We start from the raw sequence: 23,386 nt of genomic DNA, 5'->3' as shown, positions 1-23,386 counted from the left end.
GGGGATGCGCATCGCCTATTGGTGCGCGCGGCGCACCCTACGCGGTGTCGATCATTGGGAGGGGCCATGGCCTTCAGCATCGAAGTCGAGGAGTGGGCCGGCAGCGTCTGGCATCGATTCATCACCCGCCGCGCCGACCCGGACTTCAGCCACGCCCAGGTGCAGCTGAGCGACCTGCAACGTTCCTTGGGCCTGCTCTACCACGCCCTGGGCGGCGCCAGCGCCGTGCACATCCAGGCCGCGCAGCCGCGCGAACTGCTGCTGCGGCGCAACCTGCTGCAACAGGTCGCCGGCACCTGCAAGCAGATGCCGGTGGCCTGGTGCGACGCGCAGAACCTGCGCCTGCCGCCGAGCCTGGCGGTGTTCCCCCACGCCGAACTCAACCGCGAGCTGTACCGCTGGCTGGCCATGCTGGCGGCCGTCGCCGATGGCATGCGCCACTGGGGGCGGGACAACCAGCGCTGGGTGGGCGAACTGCTGCGACGCTATCCGGCCTTGCGGCCGCGTTACCAACGCCTGGTCGAGGCGCACCTGCGCCTGCGGCCGGACCCCGACAGCCTGCCGCCGGCCAGCGCCGCGCTGGAGTGCGACCTGCGCCAGGCGCTGCGCGAGCCCGGCAGCGTCACCGATTTCGCCCACGACGAGCGCGCGCCCTGGCCGCTGCCGTTGTGGCTCTACCCGCCGCAGGCCCAGGGCCCCGGCGCCTGCAGCGAGCTGCCCGAGGAAGGCGAGGGCAGCGCCGCCAACCCCAACCCGGCGCAACGCAAGCTGCGCAAGCGCGCCTCGCGCATCGACGACGGTGCCGGCAAGGGCGGGCTGCTGCTGTTCCGCCTGGAGAACCTGTTCAGCTGGTCCGAGCACGTCCAGCTGGACCGCTGCAACGACGACAGCGAGGACCTCGACGCCGCCCGCGTGGCCGAGGACCTCGACGAGCTGACCCTGTCGCGCCAGCGCACGCGCAAGGGCGGCGGCCTGCGCCTGGACCTCGACCTGCCCGGCGCGGATCAGGACGACCTGCCACTGGGCGAGGGCCTGCGCCTGCCGGAGTGGGACTACCGCAGCGTCAGCCTGCACGAGGACCACGTCTGCGTGCAGCTGTACCACCCGCGCGCGGCCGAGGCGCAGGCGCTGCCGGCGCGTCTGGCCCTGCCAGCGAGAAAGCTGCGGCGGCAGTTCGAGACCCTGTGCAACGACCGCCAGTGGCTGCGCCAGCAGCCGCAGGGCAGCGAAGCGGACCTGTCCGCCTGGATCGACTTCCAGGTGCAGCGCCGTCAGGGCGGCGCCTGCGAGAAGGGCCTGTTCCTCGAACAGCGCAGCATCCGCAACGAACTGGCCTGCCTGCTGCTGGCCGACCTGTCGATGTCCACCGAGGCGCACCTGAACGACGAGCAGCGGGTCATCGACGTGATCGTCGACAGCCTGCTGCTGTTCGCCGAGGCGCTGGCGGCGGCGGGCGACGACTTCGCCCTGTACGGCTTCTCCTCGCTGCGCCGCCAGCAGGTGCGCATGCAGGAACTCAAGCGCTTCGGCCAGCGCTACGACGAGCAGGCGCGCGGGCGCATCCTCGCCCTGCGTCCCGGCTACTACACGCGCATGGGCGCGGCGATCCGCCAGGCCACCCGCCTGCTCGGCGAGCGTCCGCAGCGCCAGCGCCTGCTGTTGTTGGTCACCGACGGCAAACCCAACGACCTCGACCTCTACGAGGGCCGCTACGGCGTGGAAGACACCCGCGAGGCGGTGCTGGAGGCGCGCCGCGCCGGTGTGCTGCCGTTCTGCATCACCATCGACCAGGAGGCCGGCGACTACCTGCCCTACATGTTCGGCGCCGCCGGCTACACCCTGATCGACAAGCCGCAGCACCTGCCGCTGTACCTGCCCCAGCTCTACCGGCAGCTGACTCGGCGTTGAAGGACCTGTGCAGGAGCAGGCCTGCGGGGACCGGGCCTGTATGGGAAGCCTGTGTGGAAGGGCTTTGTGTGGGAGCGGACTTGTCCGCGAGCTTTTTATCCGGAGGCATTCGCGGACAAGTCCGCTCCCACAGATTATTGACGTAGGGCGGGTGAAACCCGCGTGACGCCGACCGCGGGTTGCACCCGCCCTACATCGATCCGTTTGGCGAGCTTCAGAACAGCTTGCGGTACTGGATGAAGCCGGAGCGGTCGCCGATGCGGTCGTAGAGCATGCGGCCCTGGTAGTTGGTTTCCTGGGTCAGCCAGTGCACGCGCGAGGCGCCGGCCTTGCGCGCTTCGGCGTAGACATGCTCGATCAGCGCGCGACCGATGCCACCGCCGCGCACGCCCTCGGCGACGTAGAGGTCCTGCAGGTAGCAGTAGTCGCCGCTGGTCCAGCAACTGCGGTGGTAGATGAAGTGCACCAGGCCCACGGCCTCGCCGTCGCGCCAGGCCAGGGCCGCGTGCATCGGCTCGGCCGGGTCGAGGAAGCGCTGCCAGGTGAGGGCGCTGGTCTTGGCGGTGATGCTGGCCTGGTAGAAGCGCTGGTAGCCCTCCCACAGCGGCAGCCAGGTGGCGTGGTCGGCGGCGCCGACCGGGCGGATGGTGAGCGGCGAAGCAGGGGACATGGGCATTTCCTTTTGCGGGGTCAGGGGTTGAGGGTCATGCGTGCGGCCAGCTCCCGGTCGCGGGGCGCTGCGGAGTCGCTCAGGCCCGCGTGGACGCCAGCCTGGTCGGCGGCGGATCGGTTCTGGCCGAGCTTCCACTTGCCCTCCAGGCGGCGGATCGGCAGGGCGAAGCCGACGATGGCGCGCAGCATGGCGTCGAGGTAGTCGCGCGGCGCGTCGTCGACCGCCCAGGGCTGCGGCCGGTCGGCTTCGTGGCGGTCGCTGAGGCGGCCGACGATCCCCAGCAGGCGCTGCGGGTCGTCGATCAGCTCGACCGGGCCGCGGGCGTGTACGGCGATGTAGTTCCAGGTCGGCACCACCTTGCCGTGCTCGGCCTTGGCCGGGTACCAGGCGGGGCTGATGTAGGCGTCCGGCCCGGAGAACACGGCCAGGGCCTCGGCGCCGTCCTGCAGCTCGCGCCAGTGCGGGTTGGCCCTGGCGAAGTGGCCGTAGAGGGTACCGAACTCGCCCTCGCCGGGCTCCAGCAGCAGTGGCAGGTGGCTGGCCTGGACGCCCTCGCCGCCGGCACTGGCGAGCAGGGCGAAGGGGTTGGCCCGAATCTGCGCGTGCAGCTCGGCGAGGTCGTCCTGGCGGAAGGCGGTGGGCACGTACATGGTGGCGGCTCCTGGCGGAATGGCGTCATGCTAGGCAGGATATTGGTCTGTTGTAAGAGCCATTCAATGCCTGTTCGATGGAGCCAATCCATGTCCGCCACACCGCCGTTGCCGGTCGATCTCTCCGGCATCCGCCTGGACCCCGGCCAGGGCCTGGCGCGCCAGCTCTACCAGGCCCTGCGCGAGCGCATCCTCGACGGCCGCCTGGCCGGGCGCGCACGGCTGCCGGCCAGCCGCGACCTGGCGGCGCTGCTGGGCATCTCGCGCAATACCGTGACCCGGGCGTTCGACCAGCTCTACGCCGAGGGCTACGTGGAAGGGCGGGTGGGCGATGGCACCTACGTGGCGGACCTGGCCACCGAGCGCCCGGCGCCGCAGCCGCTCGCCAGCGTGCCGGCACCGAGCGCGGCGCTGCGACGGCTGCAGGCGCACCACCTGCCAGCGCCGCTGAGCGGTCCGCCCAGGGCCTTCCGCATCGGCGTGCCGGCCTTCGACCTGTTCCCCTTCGAGACCTGGGCGCGCCTGCAGGCACGTTTTTGGCGCCGTCCCTCGGCGGCGCGCCTGGGCTACGGCGACCCCGCGGGCGACCCCGCGCTGCGCGAACTGGTGGCCGCCTACCTGCGCAGCAGCCGCGGGCTGAATTGCGACCCGCCCCAGGTGGTGATCACCTGCGGCGCCCAGCAGGCCATCAGCCTGTGCGCCCAGCTGCTGGTGCAGCCCGGCGAGCGGGTGGCGGTCGAGAACCCCGGCTATCGCGCCGCCGGCCATGCCTTCGCCGTGGCCGGCGCCGAGCTGTGCGGCGTGGCGGTGGATGAAGACGGGCTGGATACCGCCGAACTGGCCGCCATCGCGGACTGCCGGCTGGCCTACGTCACGCCTTCGCACCAGTACCCCACCGGTGTCACCCTGTCGCTGGCGCGGCGCCTGGAGCTGCTGGAGTGGGCCGAGCGCCGGGACGGCTGGATCGTCGAGGACGACTACGACGGCGAGTACCGCTACAGCGGCATCCCGCTGGCGCCCCTGGCGGCGCTGGATCGCCAGGGCCGGGTGCTGTACGTCGGCACCTTCTGCAAGATCGCCTTCCCGGCACTGCGCCTCGGCTACCTGGTGCTGCCGCCGACCCTGGCCGAGGCCTTCGCCCGCCGCCAGGCGCTGGACATGCGCCATTCGGAGATCGGCACCCAGGCGGTGATGGCCGAGTTCATCGCCGCCGGCCACTTCCAGCGCCACGTGCGGCGCATGCGCCAGGCCGCCCGGGCGCGCCGCGACGCCCTGCTGCGGGATTGGCCGGAGGTGCCGGGGTGCGCGCCGCTGCCAACGGTGGAGGCCGGCCTGCACCTGTGTGTGCCGGTGGCCAGCCGGGCGCGGGAGCGTGAGCTGGTGGCCACCGCGCGGGGCGCCGGGGTGGAGATGAACGGCCTGGGCGAATACTGGCTGGAGGGCGAGGCGGCGCCCGAGACGGCGCGCGCCGGGCTGGTGCTGGGCTTCGCCGCCGTGCCCGAGGCGCAGATCGCCGAGGCGCTGCGGACCCTGCGCCGCGCCTGGAAGCTCTGACGCAGGGTGCGCCATGCGCACCGGGGCAATGTGCGGGTCTGCTGGTGCGCACGGCGCACCCTACGGGCCGGCGCAAATTAGTTGCTGCACACCTGGCGGGAGTGGAGTTATCCGCGAAATTCGCGGCTGAAGCCGCTCCCACAAAAAGCAGGATTGCACCGCCAACACATGACGGGGACATAGCGAAAGAGGCTATGCCCCAGTCGCATGTTGCAGACGCTACAGCTGCCCTGCGGAGGCAGCCTGCCGGGGAGCCGGTAGGGTGGTTGGGCCACAGGCCGTAACCCACCGGCGCAATCGACCGCGCCACCGCCGGTGGGTTACGTCGGCAAGCGGCTAACCCACCCTACGCGTTCCGCAGCCTAGCCCTGACTGGACGCTGCAGCTGCCTGCCGCTGGATTATTCCCCTTCGGGCCAGCGCAAGCGCTGTTCAGCGATACAGCTGCTGTCCCGCCCGCGCGGGAATGACTGTTTCGGAAGCACCTCGTCATCCCCGCGCAGGCGGGGACCCAGAATGGGGCAGGGCGCTGCAACCCGGCCAAAAAAAGGGATGGCCGAGGCCATCCCTGAGGGTGAGGCTGGTGAGGGCCTCTTCTATGAACCGGTTTTCGCTCGACGGGCCGGGGCCTTCGCCTGGCTCGGGGAGACGTAGAAGCCGGCGAGGCCGGGCCAGCAGCGGCGCGGCGGGTGCAGGGCGAGGAACAGGGCCTTGGTGACCGGGGTCGCGGATGTTTGCATGGGGGCGTTCTCCAATCAGTGCTGCAGCGGCACGAGGCGCGGGGCGATCATGTTCTCGGGGCGCAGGATGTCGGCCAGGGTGGCGTCGTCCAGCAGCTTCTCTTCGCGGACCAGTTCGAGCACGCCACGGCCGGTTTCCAGCGCGGTCTTGGCGATGCGGGTGGCGTTCTCGTAGCCGATGTACGGGTTGAGCGCGGTGACCAGACCGATGGAGCTTTCCATCAGCTCGCGGCAGCGCTGCTCGTTGGCGGTGATACCGTCGATGCACAGCTCGCGGAGCATGTCCATGGCGCGGGTCAGCAGGCGGATCGAGTCGAGGATCTTGTAGGCGATCAGCGGCTCCATCACGTTCAGCTGCAGCTGGCCGCCTTCGGCGGCGAGGGTCAGCGCCAGGTCGTTGCCGATCACCTCGAAGGCGACCATGTTCACCGCCTCGGGGATCACCGGGTTGACCTTGCCCGGCATGATCGAGCTGCCCGGCTGGCGCGGCGGCAGGTTGATCTCGTTGATTCCGGTGCGCGGGCCGCTGGAGAGCAGGCGCAGGTCGTTGCAGATCTTCGACAGCTTGACCGCGGTGCGCTTGAGCATGCCGGAGAACAGCACGAAGGCGCCCATGTCGCTGGTGGCCTCGATCAGGTCGGCCGCCGGCACCACCGGATGGCCGCTGACGATCGCCAGGCGGCGCACGGCCAGTTTCTGGTAGGCCGGGTCGGCGTTGATCCCGGTGCCGATGGCGGTGCCGCCCAGGTTGACCTCGGTGAGCAGGTCCGGCGCCAGGCGCTTGAGGTGCTGCAGGTCCTCGCCCAGAGTGGTGGCGAAGGCGTGGAATTCCTGACCCAGGGTCATCGGCACGGCGTCCTGCAGCTGGGTGCGGCCCATCTTCAGCACGTGGCCGAACTCCAGGCCCTTGCTGGCGAAGGCGTTGATCAGCCGGTCGAGGGCACCGAGCAGGCTGTCGTGGCCGAGCAGCAGGCCGATGCGGATGGCGGTGGGGTAGGCGTCGTTGGTCGACTGCGCCATGTTCACGTCGTTGTTAGGGTGCAGGTACTGGTACTCGCCCTTCTCGTGCCCCATGGCTTCGAGCGCGATGTTCGCGATGACTTCGTTCGCGTTCATGTTGGTCGAGGTGCCGGCGCCGCCCTGGATCATGTCGACCACGAACTGGTCGTGGAACTCGCCCTGGATGATGCGGGCGCAGGCGGTGCTGATGGCGGTGTGCTTGGCGGCGGACAGGTGGCCCAGCTCGCGGTTGGCGTCGGCCGCGGCCTGCTTGACCATGGCCAGGCCGATCACCAGTTTCGGGTAGTGCGACAGCGGTACGCCGGACAGTCGAAAATTCTGCACGGCTCGCAGGGTCTGGATGCCGTAGTAGGCCTCGGCGGGGACTTCGAGGGTGCCGAGCAGGTCTTTTTCGATGCGGACGGATGCAGCAGCGGACATGATGGATCTTTTCTCTGGGAAATACGGCTTGGCGCCGCGATGCCCAATAATCTAGGCTCTGTGCCGTCCGTCGGCCAATGCTGTTAAACGCTATGGTATGCGTAATCGGCATAATGTCGCCGTGACTCGGGTTCGATGTCGCGCGTGCATAATTTCAAACGATGGTTGATCGATGAATCTGGAAACCAAGTGGCTGGAAGACTTCGTCGCCCTGGCCGCCACCCGCAGCTTTTCCCAGGCCGCCGAAAAGCGCTTTGTCACCCAGCCGGCCTTCAGCCGGCGCATCCGCAGCCTGGAGGCGGCGCTGGGGCTGACCCTGGTCAACCGCACCCGCACGCCGGTGGAGCTGACCGAGTCCGGCCAGCTGTTCCTGGTCACCGCGCGCAGCATGGTCGAGCAACTGGGCGAGGTGGTGCGCCACCTGCACAACCTGGAAGGCCAGCAGGGCGAGGTGCTGCAGATCGCCGCCGCCCACTCGCTGACCCTCGGCTTCTTCCCGGAATGGATCGGCCGCCTGCGCCGCGAGGGCCTGCCGCTGTCCACCCGCCTGGTGGCGACCAACGTCGGCGAGGCGGTGCACTCGCTGCGCGAGGGCAGCTGCGACCTGATCCTCGCCTACTACGACCCGGACGCGGCCGTGCAGCTGGCGCCGGACATCTTCCCCTCGCTGGACCTCGGCTCCACGGCCATGCTGCCGGTCTGCGCGGTGGGCGAGGATGGCGTGCCGCTGTTCGACCTGGACTCCGGCCAGAGCGTGCCGCTGCTGGCCTACAGCGCCGGCGCCTTCCTCGGCCGCTCGGTGAACCAGCTGCTGCGCCAGCGCGCCCTGCGCTCGACCACGGTGTACGAGACGGCCATGGCCGACAGCCTCAAGACCATGGCGCTGCAGGGCCTCGGCGTGGCCTGGGTGCCGCGCCTGTCGGTGAGCGCCGAGCTGGCCAGGGGCGAGCTGGCGGTCTGCGGCGGCGAGAAATGGCAGGTGCAGCTGGAAATCCGCCTGTATCGCTGCGTGCTGTCGCGCAAGGCGGCGGTGCGCCTGCTCTGGCGCAAGCTGGAAGCGGGCGTCGGCGCCGGGTCGTAGCGGGCTGGGCGCCCGCCGTCACTTGAGGCCGAGGCGGGTCGCCAGGCGGTGCAGGTTGGCCCGGTCCACGCCCAGTTCGCGGGCGGCGGCCGCCCAGTTGTCCTGGTGGCGGCGCAGGGCGGCCTGGATCAGCTGGCGCTGGTAGGCGTCCACCGCCTGGCGCAGGTCGCCCACCGGCTCGGCCGTAGCATCGCCCGGTGCTTCCACGCTCGCCGGCTGCGGCGCGATGGGCAGCGGGCCGAGGTCCAGGTCGCGGGCCTCCAGGGAGAGGATGCGCGGCCGCTCCGGCTGGCGCGCCATGGCCTTGAGCGCGGCGCGGCCGAGCAGGTGCTCCAGTTCGCGCACGTTGCCCGGCCAGGCGTGGCCCAGCAGCGCGGCCTGGGCCTCGGCGGCCAGGCGCAGGCCGCGCAGGTGCAGGCGCGCGCGGTTCTGTTCGAGGAAGTGCCCGGCCAGCAGCAGTACGTCGCGGCCGCGCTCGCGCAGCGGCGGTACCTTGAGCGGGTAGACGCTGAGGCGGTGGTAGAGATCGGCGCGGAAGCGCCCGGCGCGCACCTCCTCGGCCAGGTCGCGGTTGGTGGCGGCGAGGATGCGCACGTCCACCCGGTGCTCGCGGTCGGAGCCCAGGCGCTGCAGCTGGCCGCTCTGCAGCACCCGCAGCAGCTTGGCCTGCACCGCCAGCGGCAGCTCGCCGACCTCGTCGAGGAACAGGGTGCCGCCGTCGGCCAGTTCGAACTTGCCGCTGCGCTCGCCGCTGGCGCCGGTGAAGGCGCCGCGCACGTGGCCGAACAGCTCGCTTTCCACCAGCTGCTCCGGCAGCGCCGCGCAGTTGATGCTGATCAGCGGCTTGCCGGCCCGCGGCGAGCGGGCGTGGATGGACTGCGCCACCAGTTCCTTGCCGACGCCGGTCTCGCCCTCGATCAGCACGGTGAGGTCGCTGCCCGCGACGGTGTCGATTTCCGCCTGCAGCCGCTTGTGCGCGGCGCTCTGGCCGATCAGCTCGGCGGTGGCGGCCTGCCCGGCCACCTCGCGGAAGCGCGCGGCCAGCTGGCGCTCGGCCTCGGCGCGCTGGGCCAGGCTGAGCAGCCGGTCGTTGGCCTTCACCGAGGCGGCGGCCAGGCGCGAGAAGGCTTCCAGATTGTCCAGGTCGCTCTGGGCGAAGCTGCCGGGCTGCATGCTGTCGAGGGTGATCAGCCCCCAGGGGCGGTCGTCGATGAACAGCGGGCAGCCCAGGCAGTCGTGCACTTCCAGATGGCCGACATGATCCTCCACCAGGCCGTCGTAAGGGTCGGGCAGGTCGCTGTCGGCGGCGAAGCGGGTCGGCCGGCGGTCTCCCAGCAGCATCTCGAAGCGCGGATGCTCGGCCAGGGCGAAGCGCCGGCCCAGGGTGTCCGCGCTGAGGCCGTCCACCGCCAGCGGAATGAGCAGGTCCCCTTCCAGGCGCAGCAGCGCGGTGGCGTCGCAGGGGATCAGCGCGCGCAACGCGCTGAGCAGGCGCCGGTAGCGCTCTTCTTCGTCCAGTTCGCGACTGAGGTCGTCGACCAGCGGTAGCAGGGCCTGGAGCAGCGGGTGGGTGGTCATCATGACTTCCTGCTGTCGATTCGACATTCGAAGGCTCGCTGTCAAATCGACAATTAACTGTTTAAGCATTTGATTTATATGAATAAATCAAATGGCACGATTGCTGATAGGCCTCTTGCAGAAAAACCTGCGTGCAAGAGGAAAACCCCTATGTTGTCCAATGAACACATCGCTCTCGTCAAGACCACCGTGCCTCTGCTGGAAAGCGGCGGCGAGGCGCTGACCACCCACTTCTACCGCATCATGCTGGCCGAGTACCCCCAGGTGCGCCCCCTGTTCAACCAGGCGCACCAGGCCAGCGGCGACCAGCCGAGGGCGCTGGCCAACGGCGTGCTGATGTACGCCCGCCACATCGACCGGCTACAGGCCCTGGGCCAGCTGGTTTCCCAGGTGGTGCAGAAGCACGTGTCGCTGCAGATCCTGCCGGAGCACTACCCCATCGTCGGCGGCTGCCTGCTGCGCGCCATCCGCGAGGTGCTGGGCGCCGAGATCGCCACGGATGAGGTGATCGAGGCCTGGCGCCAGGCCTACGGTCAGCTGGCCGAGCTGCTGATCGGCGCTGAGGAAGAGGTCTATTGCGCCAGCGAGCGCGCCGAGGGCGGCTGGCGGGGCGGCCGTCCGTTCCGCGTGGCGCGCAAGGTGCGCGAGAGCGAGGAGATCACCTCCTTCCACCTGCGGCCGGCCGACGGCGGCGCGCTGCTCGACTTCGTCCCCGGCCAGTACATCGGCCTGCGCCTGGTCATCGACGGCGAGGAAGTGCGCCGCAACTACTCCCTGTCCACCGCGCCGGATGGCCGCGAATACCGCATCAGCGTCAAGCACGAGCCGGGCGGCCGCGTTTCCAGCCACCTGCACGAGCGGATCGGCGAAGGCGACGAGATCGAGCTGTTCGTGCCGGCCGGCGACTTCACTCTCAACCGTTCGGCCAAACCGCTGGTGCTGATCGGCGCTGGCGTCGGCATCACCCCGCTGATGGCCATGCTGGAGGCGGCGGTCCACAGCGGCCGGCCGATCCGCTTCATCCACTGCGCGCGTCATGCCGGCGTGCAGGCCTTCGCCGCACGGGTGGACGAGCTGGTCGCGGCCCATCCGCAGGTGCAACGCTTCTACTGCCTGGAAGAGCGGCGCCCGGGCGACGGCGCCGATGCCCACGGCCGCCTGTCCCTGGAGCGCCTGAAGGCCTGGCTGCCCGCCGAGCGCGACGTGGATGCCTACTTCCTCGGCCCCAGGCCGTTCATGGCGGCGGTCCGGCGCGACCTGCGCAAGCTTGGCGTGCCGGACGCCCAGGCCCGCTACGAGTTCTTCGGTCCGGCTGCCTCGCTCGATACCTAGTCGTCCTCGCCGTCGCTGAACAGCCCCTTGCCCCAGCTCACCAGCGGATCGTCGTACTCGTGGGCCTCGAGCGCGGCGAGCTTGGGCTCGATGAAGGCCTCGAAGGCCTGCGCCGAGTCGAAGTGGTGGCGGCCGGTGACCACGGTGAAGATCAGCTTCTTGCCGATGCTGGTGGAGAACATGTTGCCGATCGGCTTGCCGTTCTTGCGCAGCAGCACCAGTCTGGCGTGGCTGCCGATGTCGCGGCTCAGCGCGATGTCTTCCTCGGTCACGTCGTCGGTCGTCAGGCCGAGTCCGAAGCTGGCGCCTTTCAGGGCGCTATAGCTGGCGAAGGCCGCCTCGCTGGGGCTGGAGGTGAGCAAGACGGTGCTGTGCAGGTACAGGCCGCTGAGCGGTGGGGAATCGTAGGTGAGTTCGATGGAGCGGCTCAGGTAGGAGACGGTCTTGCCGTAGCGCCCGGCGTCCTCCTCGTAGCCGAAGTCGGTGTGGGTCAGCAGCAGGGCGCGCTCCGCCTCGGTGGGTTGCGACTCGTCGTCGACGCAACCGCCGAGCAGCAGCGCGGCGGCCAGGAGGGCCAGGGTTCTGAACATGGTGCGGTCCTTGCGGTTGATCCGACGGCAGCTTGCCGCAGCGTCCCGCGCTTGAACAGGCCCTAGTCGACGCGGAAGCGCAGTACGCCGATCTGCTGGCCGGCCTCGGTCACCACCTGTACCTGCCAGTCGCCGGCCGGCTGCGCTGGGAAGTTGCGCTTGTGGGTCCAGGCCCGGTAGCCGGCCTTGCGGCCGCCGTGGATGTCGAGGGCGATGCGGTCCATCTCCACGCCGTCGCGCTTCCACACGTGGTAGATGCGTTCGTCCAGCCCGCGCGGGGCGCTGATCGCGGTGTAGGCGTACAGCCCGGCCTGCTGCAGCTGGGCGGCGGAAACCTTGCCCAGGCTGCGTCCCGGGCTGCGCTGCTGCAGCTGCTCGGTGACGGCCACCTCGGTCAGCCACAGGGTCGCCGGCGGCACCCACTGGCGCGCCAGCCAGGCGCCGACGCCGAGCGCGGCGACCAGCCCGGCCAGGGTCGCCCAGCGCCAGTAGCCCTGGATGCGCAGGCTGCTGCCGAGGCTCGGCAGCGCCACCACCAGCGCGGCGCCCAGGGCCAGGCGGTAGCTCTCGGCGGTGGTCAGGTGGACGATCAGCGGCAGCGCCACCAGCAGCACGGCGAACAGGGTGAAGGTGTGGAAGCTGAGGTAGAGCCAGCGCCGCGCGGCCAGCCAGCGGTAGTAGATCGGGTCGACGATGGCGAGCAGCGCCGCGGCGCCGAGCAGGCTGGTGAACAGCGCCTGGCCACTGTGCCAGGAGGTGGTGACGAAGAAGAAGGGCAGGGCGAAGAACAGGCTTTCCTGGTGGATCATCTGGGTCAGGTAGCGCAGCACCAGCGGCGGCACCTCCAGCCCCAGCCAGCGCGCCGCGCTGCGGGTCAGCAGGCCTTCCAGCAGCAGCCAGGCCCAGCTCAGCAGCATCAGCACCGCGATCACCTTGCCCACGCCTGCCTGGCGGTCGACCAGGATGAAACTCGCCACGCCCGAGCAGAAGCCGAAGGCGGCGATCAGGCCGGGATAGCGCTGGACCAGGGCGAAAAGGCGGAGCAGGTAGGGTTTCCAGTTCGGCATCGAGCGTGCTGAGGGCGGCGGCGGGTCGGGCAGGATACCAGCAGCCCCGCGCTCAGGGTGCGGCGTCCGTCAGGCGATGTGTCGCCTGGGTAGCCCGGATGCAATCCGGGAAACAAGGTCCGCCATCCCGGATTGCATCCGGGCTACTGGCGGTGGGGGCACCCCTTCTTCAGTGTTTCCAATGCGCTGGCAGAGTCCAGGCTGGCAAGCCTGCGCGCCGCTCCGACGTGCTCGTCGCAGAAGTATTCGAGCCCTGGCGGGTGCGACAGGCCTATTGGCTGTCTCTCGTCATGGTCCTGGAACGCGACCCAGTCGCCAGTGGCGGGGAATTTTCCGCAGATGCTGCAGATGGCTGGTTTCATGGTGTTCCCTTCTGCCTCGCTCCCTGCGGAGCTCACCTGCCCGTTCTGGTCCACCGGCGGACGCCCTGGAGCAGGGTGTTGGGTTGCTTGTGGACCTGCCACGTTTGGGTCGAGGTGATGGGGGACGGATCGCCATGGTGATCGCGGCACATGGCGTCGACCTGAACGGTCATGTAGGCGAATGTCTTGTTATCGATGGGCACCTCGACGGGCGCGTGGACCTGAGTGACCTGGCATCCCGCATCGCGGTATTCGAGGAGGAAGGCCTCCTTGATCTCCTGGTCTTCCGGATAGTCCGGCAGGCCGCAGCCGCCCAGCATCAGCGCCAGAAGGCAGCCAGCCCAGGTGCGGGGTTTCCATGGGTGTGTGCCGATGTTCATGAGTGCTGCTCGATGAGCTTTCGAGGTGGGTTGAAGGGAAGAAAGAAATACTTGGCCACCGCCAGCGGCCCCAGGAACGCCTCATACCACCGATAGCTCCGAAGCTGCGCTTCGAGCTCCGCGAAAACCGGCTCGTCTGCCGGCTGCCCGATAAGCGATACCCATAATTCCGACAACGGGGTGTACATGACAAAAAGCCTGTTCCTGTACAGGAAGTAGGCCTCGAAGTCGTCGGTCAGCACCCAGGACTTCTTGGCAATCACCCGAAGCCCGGGAAGCCTTTCGAGGTGCAGCAGCACAGCCGCCGCGGAACACAGCGGAGAGGACACTTCGAGCGACAACGGTTCCTGATCGGTCGAGCCGAGTCGTTCTGTCACGAGTGGCATTGTTGGGTCGCCCTGTTGAATGGGGTCAGTGCGCGGCCGAGGCGTTCAGCAGCGCATCGGCCATGGCCTCGATATCGGTGCGCATGTGAAGCCGCTCCAGCCAATGCGCGGGGATGCCCCCGGCGCCATAGTAGGCCCCGGCCAACTGGCCGACGATTGCCGCGGTGGTATCCGCATCGTCTCCGAGATTGGCGGCCTCAAGCACGGCGGATTCGAACGAATCGGTTTGGTGAAAGCACCATAGCGCGGCCTCCAGCGAGGCTACGGAGTAGCCCGAGCCGGTTATTTCCTCCCGTGACTTCGTGGCGTAGGCGCCTTCCGCCATGCGAGCGACCTTGGGCTCACTGAAGTCCATGTTCCTGGCGGCCAGGAGATCGGACTTCGATTGCCCTGCCAGCGCCCTGGAAACGAGCAGGCCCAGGAGCATGCAGCACTGGACCGCTTCCGGTGCGCCATGGGTGGTGCGTGAGCTGTCTGCGCAGGCGGAAAGCATGGCCCGGGTGTCCGGATGATAGAAAAGCACCACAGGCGCGAGGCGCATCAGCGAGCCATTGCCGGCTTTTCCAGGGTCGATAGCACCGGCAAAAGGCTCGCCGGTTGCCTGGTAGGTCTGAAGCGCTTCTCGCACGGTCACGCCGATATCGAAGCAGTCGCCAGTGGAGCTGAGGTAGCCCCACTGCCACCAGTTGAGGTAGCGCCCCATCTGGTCCGATGCGTCGAAGCCCTTCTTGTTGAGCAGGCTTTCCGCGAGACACAGGGCCATGGATGTGTCATCGGTCCATTGGCCGGGCGCCAGCCCGAATGGCCCGCCTCCGACCATGTCCGTGAGCGGGGCGAACGAGCCGCGCGGCCGGAATTCGACGGTCGTTCCGACGGCGTCGCCACAGGCCAGTCCGAGCAGGCTTCCTCGGTATCGTTCTGAAAGGGTCGCAGTCATGGAAAACCTTGGCGTCGGTAGATCGATTTCAGGTTGAGGGGGGCGTTGCCATCAGGACCAGAAGAATGCGATCCGGATCAGTCCGGGCGAGTGTCGCTGATGTGGCGGTCTATCGCCTTCTTCGCCTCGACAAGGCTGACATCGAATTCCTGCCGGTAGGACTGGATGGCGGCGAACTTCTGGTCCGGGTTCAGCGCCTGGGTGCGCCAGTCGGGGGCGGGTTCTGCCGTGACCGTGACGGTCTCCGGCGTTGGCGGGTTGATTTCCCAGCGGGCGACGATGGTGAAAGGTTCGGTATCGGGCTCAGGGAATTGGCTGCGCTCAAGCTCCAGCCGTTCCTGGGAGATCAGCGCCAGCACGTTCTCGGGCCGGCTTTGGGGGCCGTGGCGGAATTCGTGGTGCGTCGTCGGGAGATCGGCGAATGACTTCAGGTAGTGCCGCATGGCTTCGTTCATCGGCTCGGTCACGGACGATACGTCATGCCGGAGACACTGGATGACCTGCTCCTCGGGGAAATCATCGGCCAGGTGATCGAGGTTGGCGAAGGTTTCCAGAAAGCGAACGGCAACGAAGTGATCGAAGGAGCGGTAGCCGATCCGGCTGGTCTCGTCGTCGTGCCAGATCAGCGCCACGCCGGTGGAGTGGGCGTCGAGGGGCATCAGGCAGTAGAGGTCGCCAGCGCCCGACTGGGCGAAAGGCAGGAAGACCTTTCCCGCCTGGTCCTTCGGGTTGAGCCACTCTTCGATTTCGCGGCGGGCATCGGCTGCCTCGATCCACTCGAAGTCATACCAGCTGATGAATGGAAGCGAGCCCTGGAGGGCCTGTTCTCGCCATGTCGAGACCCATTCAGGTCCGTAGACAGTCTTGCCCGTCGCCAGCAGGCTGCGCAGCAGGTCGGGCAGAACGATGCCCGTTTCAGCGGCGAGCGCTTCGAATTCGATGAGAGCATTGGCCGGCATATCGCTATCAGGCCTCCAGAAGTTCTTCCGCACGGATGCCCAGCAACCTTAGCGGGCCGAGCGTGGTGCCTTCGAGGGAGCCGCCGTCGCCATAGACCTTGTTCACCGCATCCATCTCCGCACTTCTCCCCGCGACGGCTTCATAGGTCTTGCGGGGCACCTCCTTGGTCCAGCCATGGGTGAACACCGAATAGGCCAGGGTCAGGGCCGCGGTGAAGTAGTGCTGGCCGGCAACCGGGATTTCGATTTCGACGCCGTTCTCGTCGCTGGCCAGAAAGTGGTTGGGAAGGGAGGCGGTGCCCAGTTTCTTGAGAACAGGCCAGGAAAAGGCTGAGGGTACGAACGCATTCAGCTTCTCCGCATCGATGCGCGAGTAGCCCTTCTCCCGCAGGAGAAGAACGAGGTTTTCCTCGTCGATGTCGGGCTGCGCGGCGATGAGGTTGATCGTGTCGATGACACCTCTGAGCGCAGATGCGTGATCCAGTACGGGCTTCATGATGGGTTATCGATCCATGAGATGTAGCGCGCCATTCATCGAGCCGCTTCGCAGGCTGTCAGGACGCGTGGCGGGAGGCTGGAAGGCTTTCATCTGAACGAGATTTCATTTGCCTGGTGGAAAACGGGCGGGGAGATTTCGAACGTCTCGCCATCGGGTTTCCTGGCCAGCCACTGTCCCTCGACGATCATCTCCGTGTGCTCGGCCTCGTGGGCGGCGACGTATTCGCTCCATGTATCGCCATAGTCGTCGAGGATGCCGATCCGCTCGGCTTCGACCCAGAACGCCATGTACGCATTGAGTCGGGCGCTGAGGGCGGCGTCTGCGATATCTGCGCGGACGAAGTTGCCCGCTGCATTCGGGAAGTCGTAGTTGTGCAGCAGGAAGTCACCGATCTTCACTTCACCGAGGAAGATTTCGAAGCGCACTCGGTTCGGGCAAGTCGCCATTGCCTACCAGTCTCGGGTGGCGATGAGCTCTTCGGTGTCCGCATCGGCAAAGCCATAGGCCCTGGCGATATGCTCGAAGTCCTCGGCAATCGCTTCCCGCGCGGCGGTCTCGATCTCGCTGCCGCGTTCGTCAAACTCCTCCTGCAGGTCGTTGAACCTGTTGGTGGCGGCATGCGTCAGCGCATAGAGCGCGTCGAGGCTGGCGGGTTTGCTTTGCTCGATCTCCCTGCACAGGTCGAGCAGGATGTTCTCGCCCTTCTTCACCAGATCGTCCGGAAAGTAGGGGTCGGCATACATTTCCTTGAGAAAGGCGTATGGGGTCATTGCCGTATTGCCGAGGCTCATGGGAACTCCGTGTTTGCGGTCTATGCGTATCAGGTCTGCGACGGCGACCGTCTGCCGGACCAGGCCATGTTCATGTACTTCTCGCCGCCCCTGAGTTCTTCCAGCATCTGGTCGAGACGCTTCTGCCGGGTGGCTTCCAGCTTGGCGCGGGAGATCCAGCCGAGGTAGTCGTTCTGCTGATAGGGCGGGCGCGCCGCATAGGCCTCCATGAGGCCGTGGCTGTCGAGGGCTTCCCGAACGAACGGCGGCATCGGGTTCTTCGCGCGCTTGAGGGTCGATTGCTTTTCAACGGCCATCAGTTGCTCCTGGGGGATGCGCCTTACATGGTCTTCAGGCGCTTGAAGCCGAGGAAGGCCACGTAGCCGAGCACCAGGGCCGCAATGGCGCTGATCGGGTAGAAGAACACTCCGCTGCGGAAGATGAAGAACGCGCTGTCGGGACTCGGGCCGCTGTACAGCATGTACAGGGCGCACACGCAGAGTGCGGCGAGGAACAGAGACGAGGCCAGGACGACGGGTTTCGACTGGCTGCCTTGGGTGTTGTCGGTCATGGTGCTTTCCTTGCGATGCTTGGCTGATACGTCGTGGCCGGTGTTCGCGGGATGCCGGTCACTTTCCTTGGCTCGCGCTGGGCGCTGAGACGGCTTGCCTGAAGCTACTGACCGGCCCCGGGCCTGTCCAGCGGCCGTGTGCGAAAGCGCCGATCAGGTCATCTCTTTTCTTGTGGGAAACACCGAGGGCGCTCAGTGGCCCAGCGGCCGTATCGGCTCCAGCGGCGGGCTGCCTTCGCTCTCCGCCCTGTCCTCGTCTTCCAGCACCGCGTAGGCGCCGCCGCAGAACAGCGAGTTGAGGCGCTTCATGTCGGCGATCAGTTCCAGGTGCAGGGCGCTGGTCTCGATGCTCTGCACCACCTGGCGGCTCAGGCGGTCGACGTGGGCGTGGGCCAGCCGGCGTTCCTCGCGGCGGAAGCGGCGCTTTTCCTGCAGCAAGCGCCGGGCGTTGTCGCGGTTGCCGTTGAGGAAGACGTTGAGGCCCAGGCGCAGGTTGTCGGTGAGCATCCGGTGCAGGCTGCCGAGTTCTTCCAGGCCGCTGTCGGAGAAACTGTGGTGGCGGGCGCGCTTGTGGTTGTCGAGCTTGCCGGCCATCTGCTCGATCAGGTCGCCGGCGTGCTCCAGGTTCACCGTCAGTTCGATGATCTCGGCCCAGCGCCGGCTGTCGTGGGCCGGCAGGTCGTCCCGCGGCATCTGCGCGAGGTACAGCTTGACCGCGTTGTGCAGGGCATCGACGTCGTCGTCCAGGCGGCGCACCTGCTGGCCGGCGCCGTTGGCGTTGCCGCGCAGGACTTCCAGCAGGTGGGCCAGCATCTGTTCGATCAGGTCGCCGATGCGCAGGGTCTCCCGCGCCGCGTTGGCCAGCGCCAGGCTCGGCGTCTCCAGGGTGGCGCGGTCGAGGTGGCGGGGGCGGGCCACGCCGTCGTCCGAGGCACGCTCCGGCAGCAACAGGTTGCACAGGCGCGCCATCAGCCCGACGCTGGGCAGCATCAGCAGGCAGCGCAGGCTGTTGTAGACCAGGTGGAAGCCGATCACCAGGGTGGCGGCGGACCAGTCCAGCTGCTTCATCCAGTCCACCAGCGGGTGCACGAAGGGCAGCACCAGCAGCAGGCCGAGCAGCTTGTAGAGCAGGCTGCCCAGGGCCACGCGGCGGCCGGCCGGCGACTGCATGCTGCTGTTCAGCAGGGCCAGCACGCCGCTGCCGATGTTGGCGCCGATCACCAGGCCGATGGCCACCGGCAGGCCGATCATGCCGCTGCCGGCCAGGGTCGCGGTGAGCAGCACGGCGGCCAGGCTGGAGTAGGTGATCAGGGCGAACAGCGCGCCGACCAGGGCGTCCAGCAGCAGGTCGCCGGTCAGCGAGGCGAACAGCGCCTCGATGCTGTGCGATTCGGCGATCGGGCGCGCCGCCTGGACGATCAGCTGCAGCGCCAGGATCAGCAGGCCGAGGCCGATGGCGACCCGCCCCACCTGGCCCACGCGGCTCTGCTTGCGCGACAGGAACAGCACCACGCCGACGAAGATCAGCAGCGGCGACAGCCAGGACAGGTCCAGGGTCAGCACCCGCGCCATCAGCGCGGTGCCGACGTCGGCGCCGAGCATGATCGCCAGGGCCGGCGCCAGCGCCATCAGGTCCTGGGCGACGAAGGAGGTGACCAGCAGGGCGGTGGCGTTGCTGCTCTGCACCAGGGCGGTGACGCCGATGCCGGCGGCGAACGCCTGCGGCCGCCGCGCCACGCTGTGGCTGAGCACGCGGCGCAGCTGCGAGCCGTACACCCGCAGGATGCCGGTGCGCACGATGTGGGTACCCCAGACCAGCAGGGCGATGGCCGAGAGCAGGTTGAGCAGGGTGAGCATGGCGCAGTCTCCCGGATGTCCTGGGGCTCGCTCTTCTTCGCTCGGCTGCGGCGGCCGAGTCACCGACGTGGCCGCTTGCCGCGGCCACTCACCCAATAGTAGATCGGCTCTGGCGCCAGGCGTTCAGCCCGGCTGCCGGTCGCGGCGGAACTGCTCGACCAGCACCTGCAGGCGCTCGGCCAGCGCGGCCACGTGATCGGCACTGCTGCGGCTGCGCCCGCTGGCGCTGACGTTGCTGTGGCCGGCCTCGCGGATGCCCTCCAGGTTGCGCTGGATGTCCTCGCCCACCGCGCTCTGCTGCTCCACCGCGGTGGCGATCTGCAGGCTCATGTCGCTGATCGCCTCCACCTGGCGGTTGATCCCGGCCAGCACCTCGGCTGCCTGCAGGGCGTGGTCGACGCTGCCCTGGGCCTGCTCCTGGCTGCGCTGCATGGCGTCCACCGCCGCCGTGGTGCCCAGCTGCAGGCGCTCGATGAGGGTCTGGATCTGCGCGGTGGACTGCTGGGTGCGGTTGGCCAGGCTGCGCACCTCGTCGGCGACCACGGCGAAACCGCGCCCGGCCTCGCCGGCGCGCGCCGCCTCGATGGCCGCGTTGAGCGCCAGCAGGTTGGTCTGCTCGGCGATGCTGCGGATCACCTCGATCACCTGGTCGATCTCCAGGCTGTGCGCGCGCAGTTGCTGGATCACCCGGTTGCCCTGGCTGACCTCGCTGGCCAGCTCGGCTATCTGCCGGCGCGTCTGCTCCACCTGGCGCAGGCCGCTGTCAGTGGCCAGGTTGGCCTCGGCGGCGGCGCTGGCGCTGAGCTGGGCATTGCGCGCCACCTCCTGCACGCTGGCCGCCAGCTGGACGACCGCGCCGGCCACCTGTTCGGTCTCGCGCTGCTGCAGTTCGCTGGCGCCGCGGCTGCAGTCCATGGCGGCGGCCAGTTCGCCCGCGTTGTCGTGCAGCTGGCGGGCCGAGTCGGCGATGCGTCCGACCATGGCGCCGGCCTCGGCCTCCAGGCTGCGCAGGGCGAAGGCGATCTGGCCGAAGCCGTCGTTGCGTCCGCAGTACACCAGCTGCCCCAGCGGGTTGTCGGCGATGCGCCGGGCCTCGCGGGTCAGCGCCGCCAGCGGGCGCAGCTGCCCGTGCACCAGGCCGGCCAGCGCGCCGCCGAGCAGGCCGCCGCCGAGCAGCGCCGGCAGCAGCGGCAGGGCGCCACCCAGGCCCAGCGCCAGGCCGGCCAGCAGGGGCGCGCCACCCACCGCCAGGGCCAGGCGCGCCACCAGCGACAGGCGTCGCGGGCGCAGCGCGCGGGGCACGCGGCCGGCGGCGAGCGCGGCGTACAGCGCTTCGGCCCGCGCCACCTGCTCGGGCGCGGCGCGGCTGCGCACGGACTGGTACTCCACCACCTGGCCGTTGCGCACCACCGGGTTGGCGAAGGCGCTGACCCAGTAGTGGTCGCCGTTCTTGCAGCGGTTCTTCACCACGCCCATCCATGAGCGACCGCTCTTGAGCGTCTTCCAGAGGTCGGCGAAGGCGGCCGGCGGCATGTCCGGGTGGCGCACCTGATTGTGGCTGCGGCCGATCAGCTCGGCCTCGCTGTAGCCGCTGATGGCGACGAAATCCGGGTTGACGTAGGTGACCACGCCCTTGAGGTCGGTGGTGGAGAGGATGTTGGCGCGAGGATCGACCGCTACTTCTTGTTGTGTGACCGGCAGGTTGATTTTCATCGTTGTACTTCCCGGCGATGAGGAACGGTGACTGGGCTGGATTCCGGCTGCAGGCACCAGAACCCTTCGAAACGGTCTTCGTCCCTGAACAGGCGCGCCAGCTCGGCGGCGGGGCGCGGCCGGCTGAACCAGTAGCCCTGGGCCAGGTGGCAGTTTTCCTGGCGCAGCAGGTCGAGCTGTTCCGCCCGCTCCACACCTTCGGCGACCACCTCCAGGGCCAGGCTGCGCCCCAGGCCGATGATGGCGCGGCTGATCGCCCGCGACTCGGCGTCGGTGCCGCCGATGAAGCTCTTGTCGACCTTGAGGATGTGCAGCGGGAAGCGCTTGAGGTAGCCGAGTGAGGAGTAGCCGGTGCCGAAGTCGTCCAGCGCCAGGCGCACGCCGAGGCCGCCCAGTTCGCGCAGCGCGATCAGGGTGGCGGTGCAGTCGCGCATCAGCTGGCTCTCGGTGATCTCCAGGATCAGGCTGGATGGCGCTAGACCGGTGTCGATGAGGATGTCGGTGAGGCGCGCGACGAAGTCGTCCTGCTGCAGCTGGCGGCTGGACAGGTTCACCGAGCAGCGCAGCTGCTCCTGGCCGGCCAGCTGCCAGGCGCGCACCTGGCGGCAGGCCTCGCGCAGCACCCAGTCGCCGACCCGCAGGATCTGCCCGGATTCCTCCAGCGAGGGGATGAACTCCTGCGGCGGGATCAGCTGCCCGCCGTGGCGCCAGCGCAGCAGGGCCTCGACCCCGATCAGCCGCGGCACGCCCTGGTCGATGCGGCAGATCGGCTGGTAGTGGAGGATGAATTCGTCGTGCTCCAGGGCCTGGCCCAGCGCGCTCTCCAGCTCCAGCTGGCGCCGGGCGGCGGCCTGCAGTTCCTGGCTGTAGCGGGCGAACTGCGCCTTGCCGGCCTGCTTGGCCCGGTACAGCGCCAGGTCCGCGGCCTGCAGCGCCTCGGCGGCGTCCGCGCTGGCGCGCAGCGGGGCGACACCGATGCTGGCGCTGACCACCAGGGTCTGTTCGGCCAGGTGCATCGGGTGGAGCAGGCCGTCGAGCATGCGCTGGGCCACCTGCTCGGCGTCGTCGAGGCAGGCCAGGTCGGTGAGCAGCACGACGAACTCGTCGCCGCCGAAGCGCGCCAGGTGGTCGCCGGGCCGCAGGCACAGGGACAGGCGCCGGCCGACCTCGACCAGCACCTGGTCGCCGACGTGATGGCCGAGGCTGTCGTTGATCAGCTTGAAGCGGTCGAGGTCGACGAACAGCAGCGCGGCGTCGCGGGCGCCGGGCTTGCGCAGCTGCTGCAGGGCCTGGCGCAGCAGTTCGTCCAGGCGCAGGCGGTTGGCCAGCCCGGTCAGCGGGTCGTGGCGGGCGGCGTGGCGCAGCTGTTCCTCCACGGCCTTGCGCGAGCTGATGTCGGTCTGCGAGCCGGCCATGCGCCGCTGGCCGTCCTGATCGTGCTCGACCACGCCGCGGGCCAGAACCCACAGGTAGTCGCCGCGCCGGCGGCGGATGCGGTACTCGTGGTGGAGCAGTGGCGTGCGCGCGCCGAGGTGAGCGTCGATGGCCTGGCGCAGGCCGGGCAGGTCGTCCGGGTGGACCCGCGAGAACCAGGCAGCGCAGCCCTCGCCGAGGGCGTCGCGGCTGAGGTCGAGCATCTCCGCCCAGCGCTCGGAGACGTACAGGCGGTCGTGTTCCAGGTGCCAGTCCCAGAGGCCGTCGTTGGCTCCGCGCAGGGCGCGGGCGAAGCGTGCCTCGCTGTCCTCCAGGGCGCGCCTCTGGGCGGCGCCGTAGGTGTCGATGGCCAGGGTGATGTCGAAGAACACGGCCTTGAGCAGGCTGGCCGCCGTCGCGGCGTTGGGGTGGCCGGCGAACAGCGCGTCGCTCATCCGCTCCAGGTACAGGCGGTAGGCGGCCAGGTACCACTTCAGCTCCACCCCGACCAACTGATGGATCATGCCGATGCGCAGGCGGCTGTTCAGGTAGTCGCGGTCGAAGGGCCCGCGCCAGAGGCGCTGGTAGTACTCCAGCTGGCTGTGCTTGAGGCGCCCGAGGGTGTCCGGGTCGTTGACCAGCCCGGCCGGGCCGGGGAAGTCCTGCAGGTGCTCGTAGAGGCGCTCGACGAAGCCGCGGTGGGCCTCTTCCACGCCATCCGCGGCGGCGGCCAGGCGCAGGGCGTCGTCGCGTCGCCAGTCGAGCAGGCGATGACGCTCGGCGACCTCGTCGAGATCGAGGCCGATGCGGCGTATCAGCTCCTGCAGGCTTTCCTCTGACTTCATGGGTATGCCCTTTCTCCACCTTTTCGCGGCCACAAAAAAAGCGCCGGATGGCGCGTTCGGGGGAAAACGGGCCATCGCGGCG

At 68.8% G+C, this 23,386-nt stretch carries 23 protein-coding genes; 4 read left to right on the top strand and 19 right to left on the bottom strand.

Translation table 11 applies throughout. The annotated features are described in order from the left end of the window. Positions 1-66 precede the first annotated feature (66 nt). Positions 67-1,908, top strand: coding sequence for a VWA domain-containing protein (locus N5D30_RS19780; protein WP_279910345.1), 1,842 nt, complete (start codon positions 67-69; stop codon positions 1,906-1,908). Positions 1,909-2,122: 214 nt separating this feature from the next. Here the strand turns inward: N5D30_RS19780 and N5D30_RS19775 are convergent, their stop codons facing one another. Together N5D30_RS19775 and N5D30_RS19770 are read right to left on the bottom strand one after the other, a co-directional pair. Then, complete coding sequence (locus tag N5D30_RS19775) at positions 2,123-2,578, bottom strand: GNAT family N-acetyltransferase (RefSeq protein WP_279910344.1); 456 nt, start codon at positions 2,576-2,578, stop codon at positions 2,123-2,125. 20 nt (positions 2,579-2,598) lie between these two features. Then, positions 2,599-3,231 carry an FMN-binding negative transcriptional regulator gene (locus tag N5D30_RS19770; protein WP_279910342.1) on the bottom strand — a complete coding sequence of 211 codons (633 nt, stop codon included), beginning with the start codon at positions 3,229-3,231 and terminating at the stop codon, positions 2,599-2,601. 90 nt (positions 3,232-3,321) lie between these two features. On the opposite strand from N5D30_RS19770, the gene N5D30_RS19765 reads away from it, so the two are divergent. Beyond that, positions 3,322-4,785, top strand: a complete 1,464-nt coding sequence (locus tag N5D30_RS19765) for a PLP-dependent aminotransferase family protein (RefSeq protein WP_279910341.1) — start codon at positions 3,322-3,324, stop codon at positions 4,783-4,785. Between the two features lie 595 nt (positions 4,786-5,380). Here N5D30_RS19765 and N5D30_RS19760 read toward each other — a convergent pair. Then, entirely contained in the window at positions 5,381-5,524 is a 144-nt protein-coding gene (locus tag N5D30_RS19760) for a hypothetical protein (RefSeq protein WP_279910339.1), read from the bottom strand. Positions 5,525-5,539: 15 nt separating this feature from the next. Next, positions 5,540-6,964, bottom strand: coding sequence for an aspartate ammonia-lyase (gene aspA, locus N5D30_RS19755; protein WP_279910337.1), 1,425 nt, complete (start codon positions 6,962-6,964; stop codon positions 5,540-5,542). A 172-nt stretch (positions 6,965-7,136) separates the two neighbouring features. Between aspA and N5D30_RS19750 the strand changes: the two genes are divergently transcribed. Then, positions 7,137-8,045, top strand: coding sequence for a LysR substrate-binding domain-containing protein (locus tag N5D30_RS19750; protein ID WP_279910335.1), 909 nt, complete (start codon positions 7,137-7,139; stop codon positions 8,043-8,045). A gap of 18 nt (positions 8,046-8,063) precedes the next feature. Here N5D30_RS19750 and norR read toward each other — a convergent pair whose 3' ends face one another. Further along, complete coding sequence (gene norR, locus N5D30_RS19745) at positions 8,064-9,623, bottom strand: nitric oxide reductase transcriptional regulator NorR (RefSeq protein WP_279910356.1); 1,560 nt, start codon at positions 9,621-9,623, stop codon at positions 8,064-8,066. Positions 9,624-9,773: 150 nt separating this feature from the next. Between norR and hmpA the strand changes: the two genes are divergently transcribed. Then, positions 9,774-10,955 carry an NO-inducible flavohemoprotein gene (gene hmpA, locus N5D30_RS19740; RefSeq protein WP_279910334.1) on the top strand — a complete coding sequence of 394 codons (1,182 nt, stop codon included), beginning with the start codon at positions 9,774-9,776 and terminating at the stop codon, positions 10,953-10,955. Here the strand turns inward: hmpA and N5D30_RS19735 are convergent. From N5D30_RS19735 to N5D30_RS19670, 14 genes are all read right to left on the bottom strand, one after another. Then, positions 10,952-11,545 carry a hypothetical protein gene (locus tag N5D30_RS19735; RefSeq protein WP_220815365.1) on the bottom strand — a complete coding sequence of 198 codons (594 nt, stop codon included), beginning with the start codon at positions 11,543-11,545 and terminating at the stop codon, positions 10,952-10,954. The two genes, hmpA and N5D30_RS19735, sit on opposite strands and share 4 nt — an antisense overlap. 62 nt (positions 11,546-11,607) lie before the next feature. Next, positions 11,608-12,612 (bottom strand): DUF5924 family protein, encoded by a 1,005-nt coding sequence (locus N5D30_RS19730; RefSeq protein ID WP_279910332.1) that lies wholly within the window; start codon positions 12,610-12,612, stop codon positions 11,608-11,610. 394 nt (positions 12,613-13,006) lie between these two features. Continuing rightward, positions 13,007-13,354 (bottom strand): hypothetical protein, encoded by a 348-nt coding sequence (locus N5D30_RS19725; RefSeq protein ID WP_279910331.1) that lies wholly within the window; start codon positions 13,352-13,354, stop codon positions 13,007-13,009. After that, positions 13,351-13,740: a hypothetical protein gene (locus N5D30_RS19720; protein WP_279910330.1), complete on the bottom strand. Its 390-nt coding sequence runs from the start codon at positions 13,738-13,740 to the stop codon at positions 13,351-13,353. The genes N5D30_RS19725 and N5D30_RS19720 overlap by 4 nt, the downstream gene beginning before the upstream one ends. Positions 13,741-13,765: 25 nt before the next feature. Further along, entirely contained in the window at positions 13,766-14,677 is a 912-nt protein-coding gene (locus tag N5D30_RS19715) for an ADP-ribosylglycohydrolase family protein (RefSeq protein ID WP_279910329.1), read from the bottom strand. Positions 14,678-14,754: 77 nt separating this feature from the next. Further along, entirely contained in the window at positions 14,755-15,636 is an 882-nt protein-coding gene (locus N5D30_RS19710) for an SMI1/KNR4 family protein (RefSeq protein WP_279910328.1), read from the bottom strand. Positions 15,637-15,643: 7 nt separating this feature from the next. Further along, on the bottom strand, positions 15,644-16,132 hold the full coding sequence (locus tag N5D30_RS19705) for a hypothetical protein (RefSeq protein WP_279910326.1): 489 nt from the start codon (positions 16,130-16,132) through the stop codon (positions 15,644-15,646). Between the two features lie 89 nt (positions 16,133-16,221). After that, the gene (locus tag N5D30_RS19700) at positions 16,222-16,560 is read right to left on the bottom strand and encodes a hypothetical protein (protein WP_279910325.1); all 339 of its coding nucleotides are present in this window, start codon (positions 16,558-16,560) and stop codon (positions 16,222-16,224) included. A gap of 24 nt (positions 16,561-16,584) precedes the next feature. Further along, positions 16,585-16,926: a DUF5713 family protein gene (locus tag N5D30_RS19695; RefSeq protein ID WP_279910324.1), complete on the bottom strand. Its 342-nt coding sequence runs from the start codon at positions 16,924-16,926 to the stop codon at positions 16,585-16,587. A gap of 29 nt (positions 16,927-16,955) precedes the next feature. Next, positions 16,956-17,222, bottom strand: a complete 267-nt coding sequence (locus N5D30_RS19690) for a YdeI/OmpD-associated family protein (protein ID WP_220815374.1) — start codon at positions 17,220-17,222, stop codon at positions 16,956-16,958. A gap of 23 nt (positions 17,223-17,245) precedes the next feature. Beyond that, a complete protein-coding gene (locus tag N5D30_RS19685; RefSeq protein WP_220815375.1) occupies positions 17,246-17,476 on the bottom strand; it encodes a hypothetical protein in 231 nt (76 codons plus the stop codon). Between the two features lie 192 nt (positions 17,477-17,668). Then, the gene (locus N5D30_RS19680; protein ID WP_279910323.1) at positions 17,669-19,333 is read right to left on the bottom strand and encodes a Na/Pi cotransporter family protein; all 1,665 of its coding nucleotides are present in this window, start codon (positions 19,331-19,333) and stop codon (positions 17,669-17,671) included. 123 nt (positions 19,334-19,456) lie between these two features. Next, complete coding sequence (locus tag N5D30_RS19675) at positions 19,457-21,046, bottom strand: PAS domain-containing methyl-accepting chemotaxis protein (RefSeq protein ID WP_279910322.1); 1,590 nt, start codon at positions 21,044-21,046, stop codon at positions 19,457-19,459. After that, positions 21,043-23,304 carry an EAL domain-containing protein gene (locus N5D30_RS19670; protein ID WP_279910321.1) on the bottom strand — a complete coding sequence of 754 codons (2,262 nt, stop codon included), beginning with the start codon at positions 23,302-23,304 and terminating at the stop codon, positions 21,043-21,045. Before N5D30_RS19670 ends, N5D30_RS19675 begins: the two co-directional genes overlap by 4 nt. Between the last annotated feature and the right edge of the window lie 82 nt (positions 23,305-23,386).

This window comes from Pseudomonas sp. GD03875, from assembly GCF_029840585.1.
In the GTDB taxonomy this organism is placed as follows: Bacteria; Pseudomonadota; Gammaproteobacteria; order Pseudomonadales; family Pseudomonadaceae; genus Aquipseudomonas; species Aquipseudomonas paralcaligenes.
Note: the sequence above shows the minus strand (reverse complement) of the source record. Positions and strands in the feature narration are given on the sequence as shown.

Excerpts from the sequence above, each read along its gene's own strand:
- N5D30_RS19780 (WP_279910345.1), top strand. The coding sequence starts at position 67 with ATGGCCTTCAGCATCGAAGTCGAGGAGTGGGCCGGCAGCGTCTGGCAT.
- N5D30_RS19775 (WP_279910344.1), bottom strand. The coding sequence starts at position 2,578 with ATGTCCCCTGCTTCGCCGCTCACCATCCGCCCGGTCGGCGCCGCCGAC.
- N5D30_RS19770 (WP_279910342.1), bottom strand. The coding sequence starts at position 3,231 with ATGTACGTGCCCACCGCCTTCCGCCAGGACGACCTCGCCGAGCTGCAC.
- N5D30_RS19765 (WP_279910341.1), top strand. The coding sequence starts at position 3,322 with ATGTCCGCCACACCGCCGTTGCCGGTCGATCTCTCCGGCATCCGCCTG.
- N5D30_RS19760 (WP_279910339.1), bottom strand. The coding sequence starts at position 5,524 with ATGCAAACATCCGCGACCCCGGTCACCAAGGCCCTGTTCCTCGCCCTG.
- aspA (WP_279910337.1), bottom strand. The coding sequence starts at position 6,964 with ATGTCCGCTGCTGCATCCGTCCGCATCGAAAAAGACCTGCTCGGCACC.
- N5D30_RS19750 (WP_279910335.1), top strand. The coding sequence starts at position 7,137 with ATGAATCTGGAAACCAAGTGGCTGGAAGACTTCGTCGCCCTGGCCGCC.
- norR (WP_279910356.1), bottom strand. The coding sequence starts at position 9,623 with ATGACCACCCACCCGCTGCTCCAGGCCCTGCTACCGCTGGTCGACGAC.
- hmpA (WP_279910334.1), top strand. The coding sequence starts at position 9,774 with ATGTTGTCCAATGAACACATCGCTCTCGTCAAGACCACCGTGCCTCTG.
- N5D30_RS19735 (WP_220815365.1), bottom strand. The coding sequence starts at position 11,545 with ATGTTCAGAACCCTGGCCCTCCTGGCCGCCGCGCTGCTGCTCGGCGGT.
- N5D30_RS19730 (WP_279910332.1), bottom strand. The coding sequence starts at position 12,612 with ATGCCGAACTGGAAACCCTACCTGCTCCGCCTTTTCGCCCTGGTCCAG.
- N5D30_RS19725 (WP_279910331.1), bottom strand. The coding sequence starts at position 13,354 with ATGAACATCGGCACACACCCATGGAAACCCCGCACCTGGGCTGGCTGC.
- N5D30_RS19720 (WP_279910330.1), bottom strand. The coding sequence starts at position 13,740 with ATGCCACTCGTGACAGAACGACTCGGCTCGACCGATCAGGAACCGTTG.
- N5D30_RS19715 (WP_279910329.1), bottom strand. The coding sequence starts at position 14,677 with ATGACTGCGACCCTTTCAGAACGATACCGAGGAAGCCTGCTCGGACTG.
- N5D30_RS19710 (WP_279910328.1), bottom strand. The coding sequence starts at position 15,636 with ATGCCGGCCAATGCTCTCATCGAATTCGAAGCGCTCGCCGCTGAAACG.
- N5D30_RS19705 (WP_279910326.1), bottom strand. The coding sequence starts at position 16,132 with ATGAAGCCCGTACTGGATCACGCATCTGCGCTCAGAGGTGTCATCGAC.
- N5D30_RS19695 (WP_279910324.1), bottom strand. The coding sequence starts at position 16,926 with ATGAGCCTCGGCAATACGGCAATGACCCCATACGCCTTTCTCAAGGAA.
- N5D30_RS19690 (WP_220815374.1), bottom strand. The coding sequence starts at position 17,222 with ATGGCCGTTGAAAAGCAATCGACCCTCAAGCGCGCGAAGAACCCGATG.
- N5D30_RS19685 (WP_220815375.1), bottom strand. The coding sequence starts at position 17,476 with ATGACCGACAACACCCAAGGCAGCCAGTCGAAACCCGTCGTCCTGGCC.
- N5D30_RS19680 (WP_279910323.1), bottom strand. The coding sequence starts at position 19,333 with ATGCTCACCCTGCTCAACCTGCTCTCGGCCATCGCCCTGCTGGTCTGG.
- N5D30_RS19675 (WP_279910322.1), bottom strand. The coding sequence starts at position 21,046 with ATGAAAATCAACCTGCCGGTCACACAACAAGAAGTAGCGGTCGATCCT.
- N5D30_RS19670 (WP_279910321.1), bottom strand. The coding sequence starts at position 23,304 with ATGAAGTCAGAGGAAAGCCTGCAGGAGCTGATACGCCGCATCGGCCTC.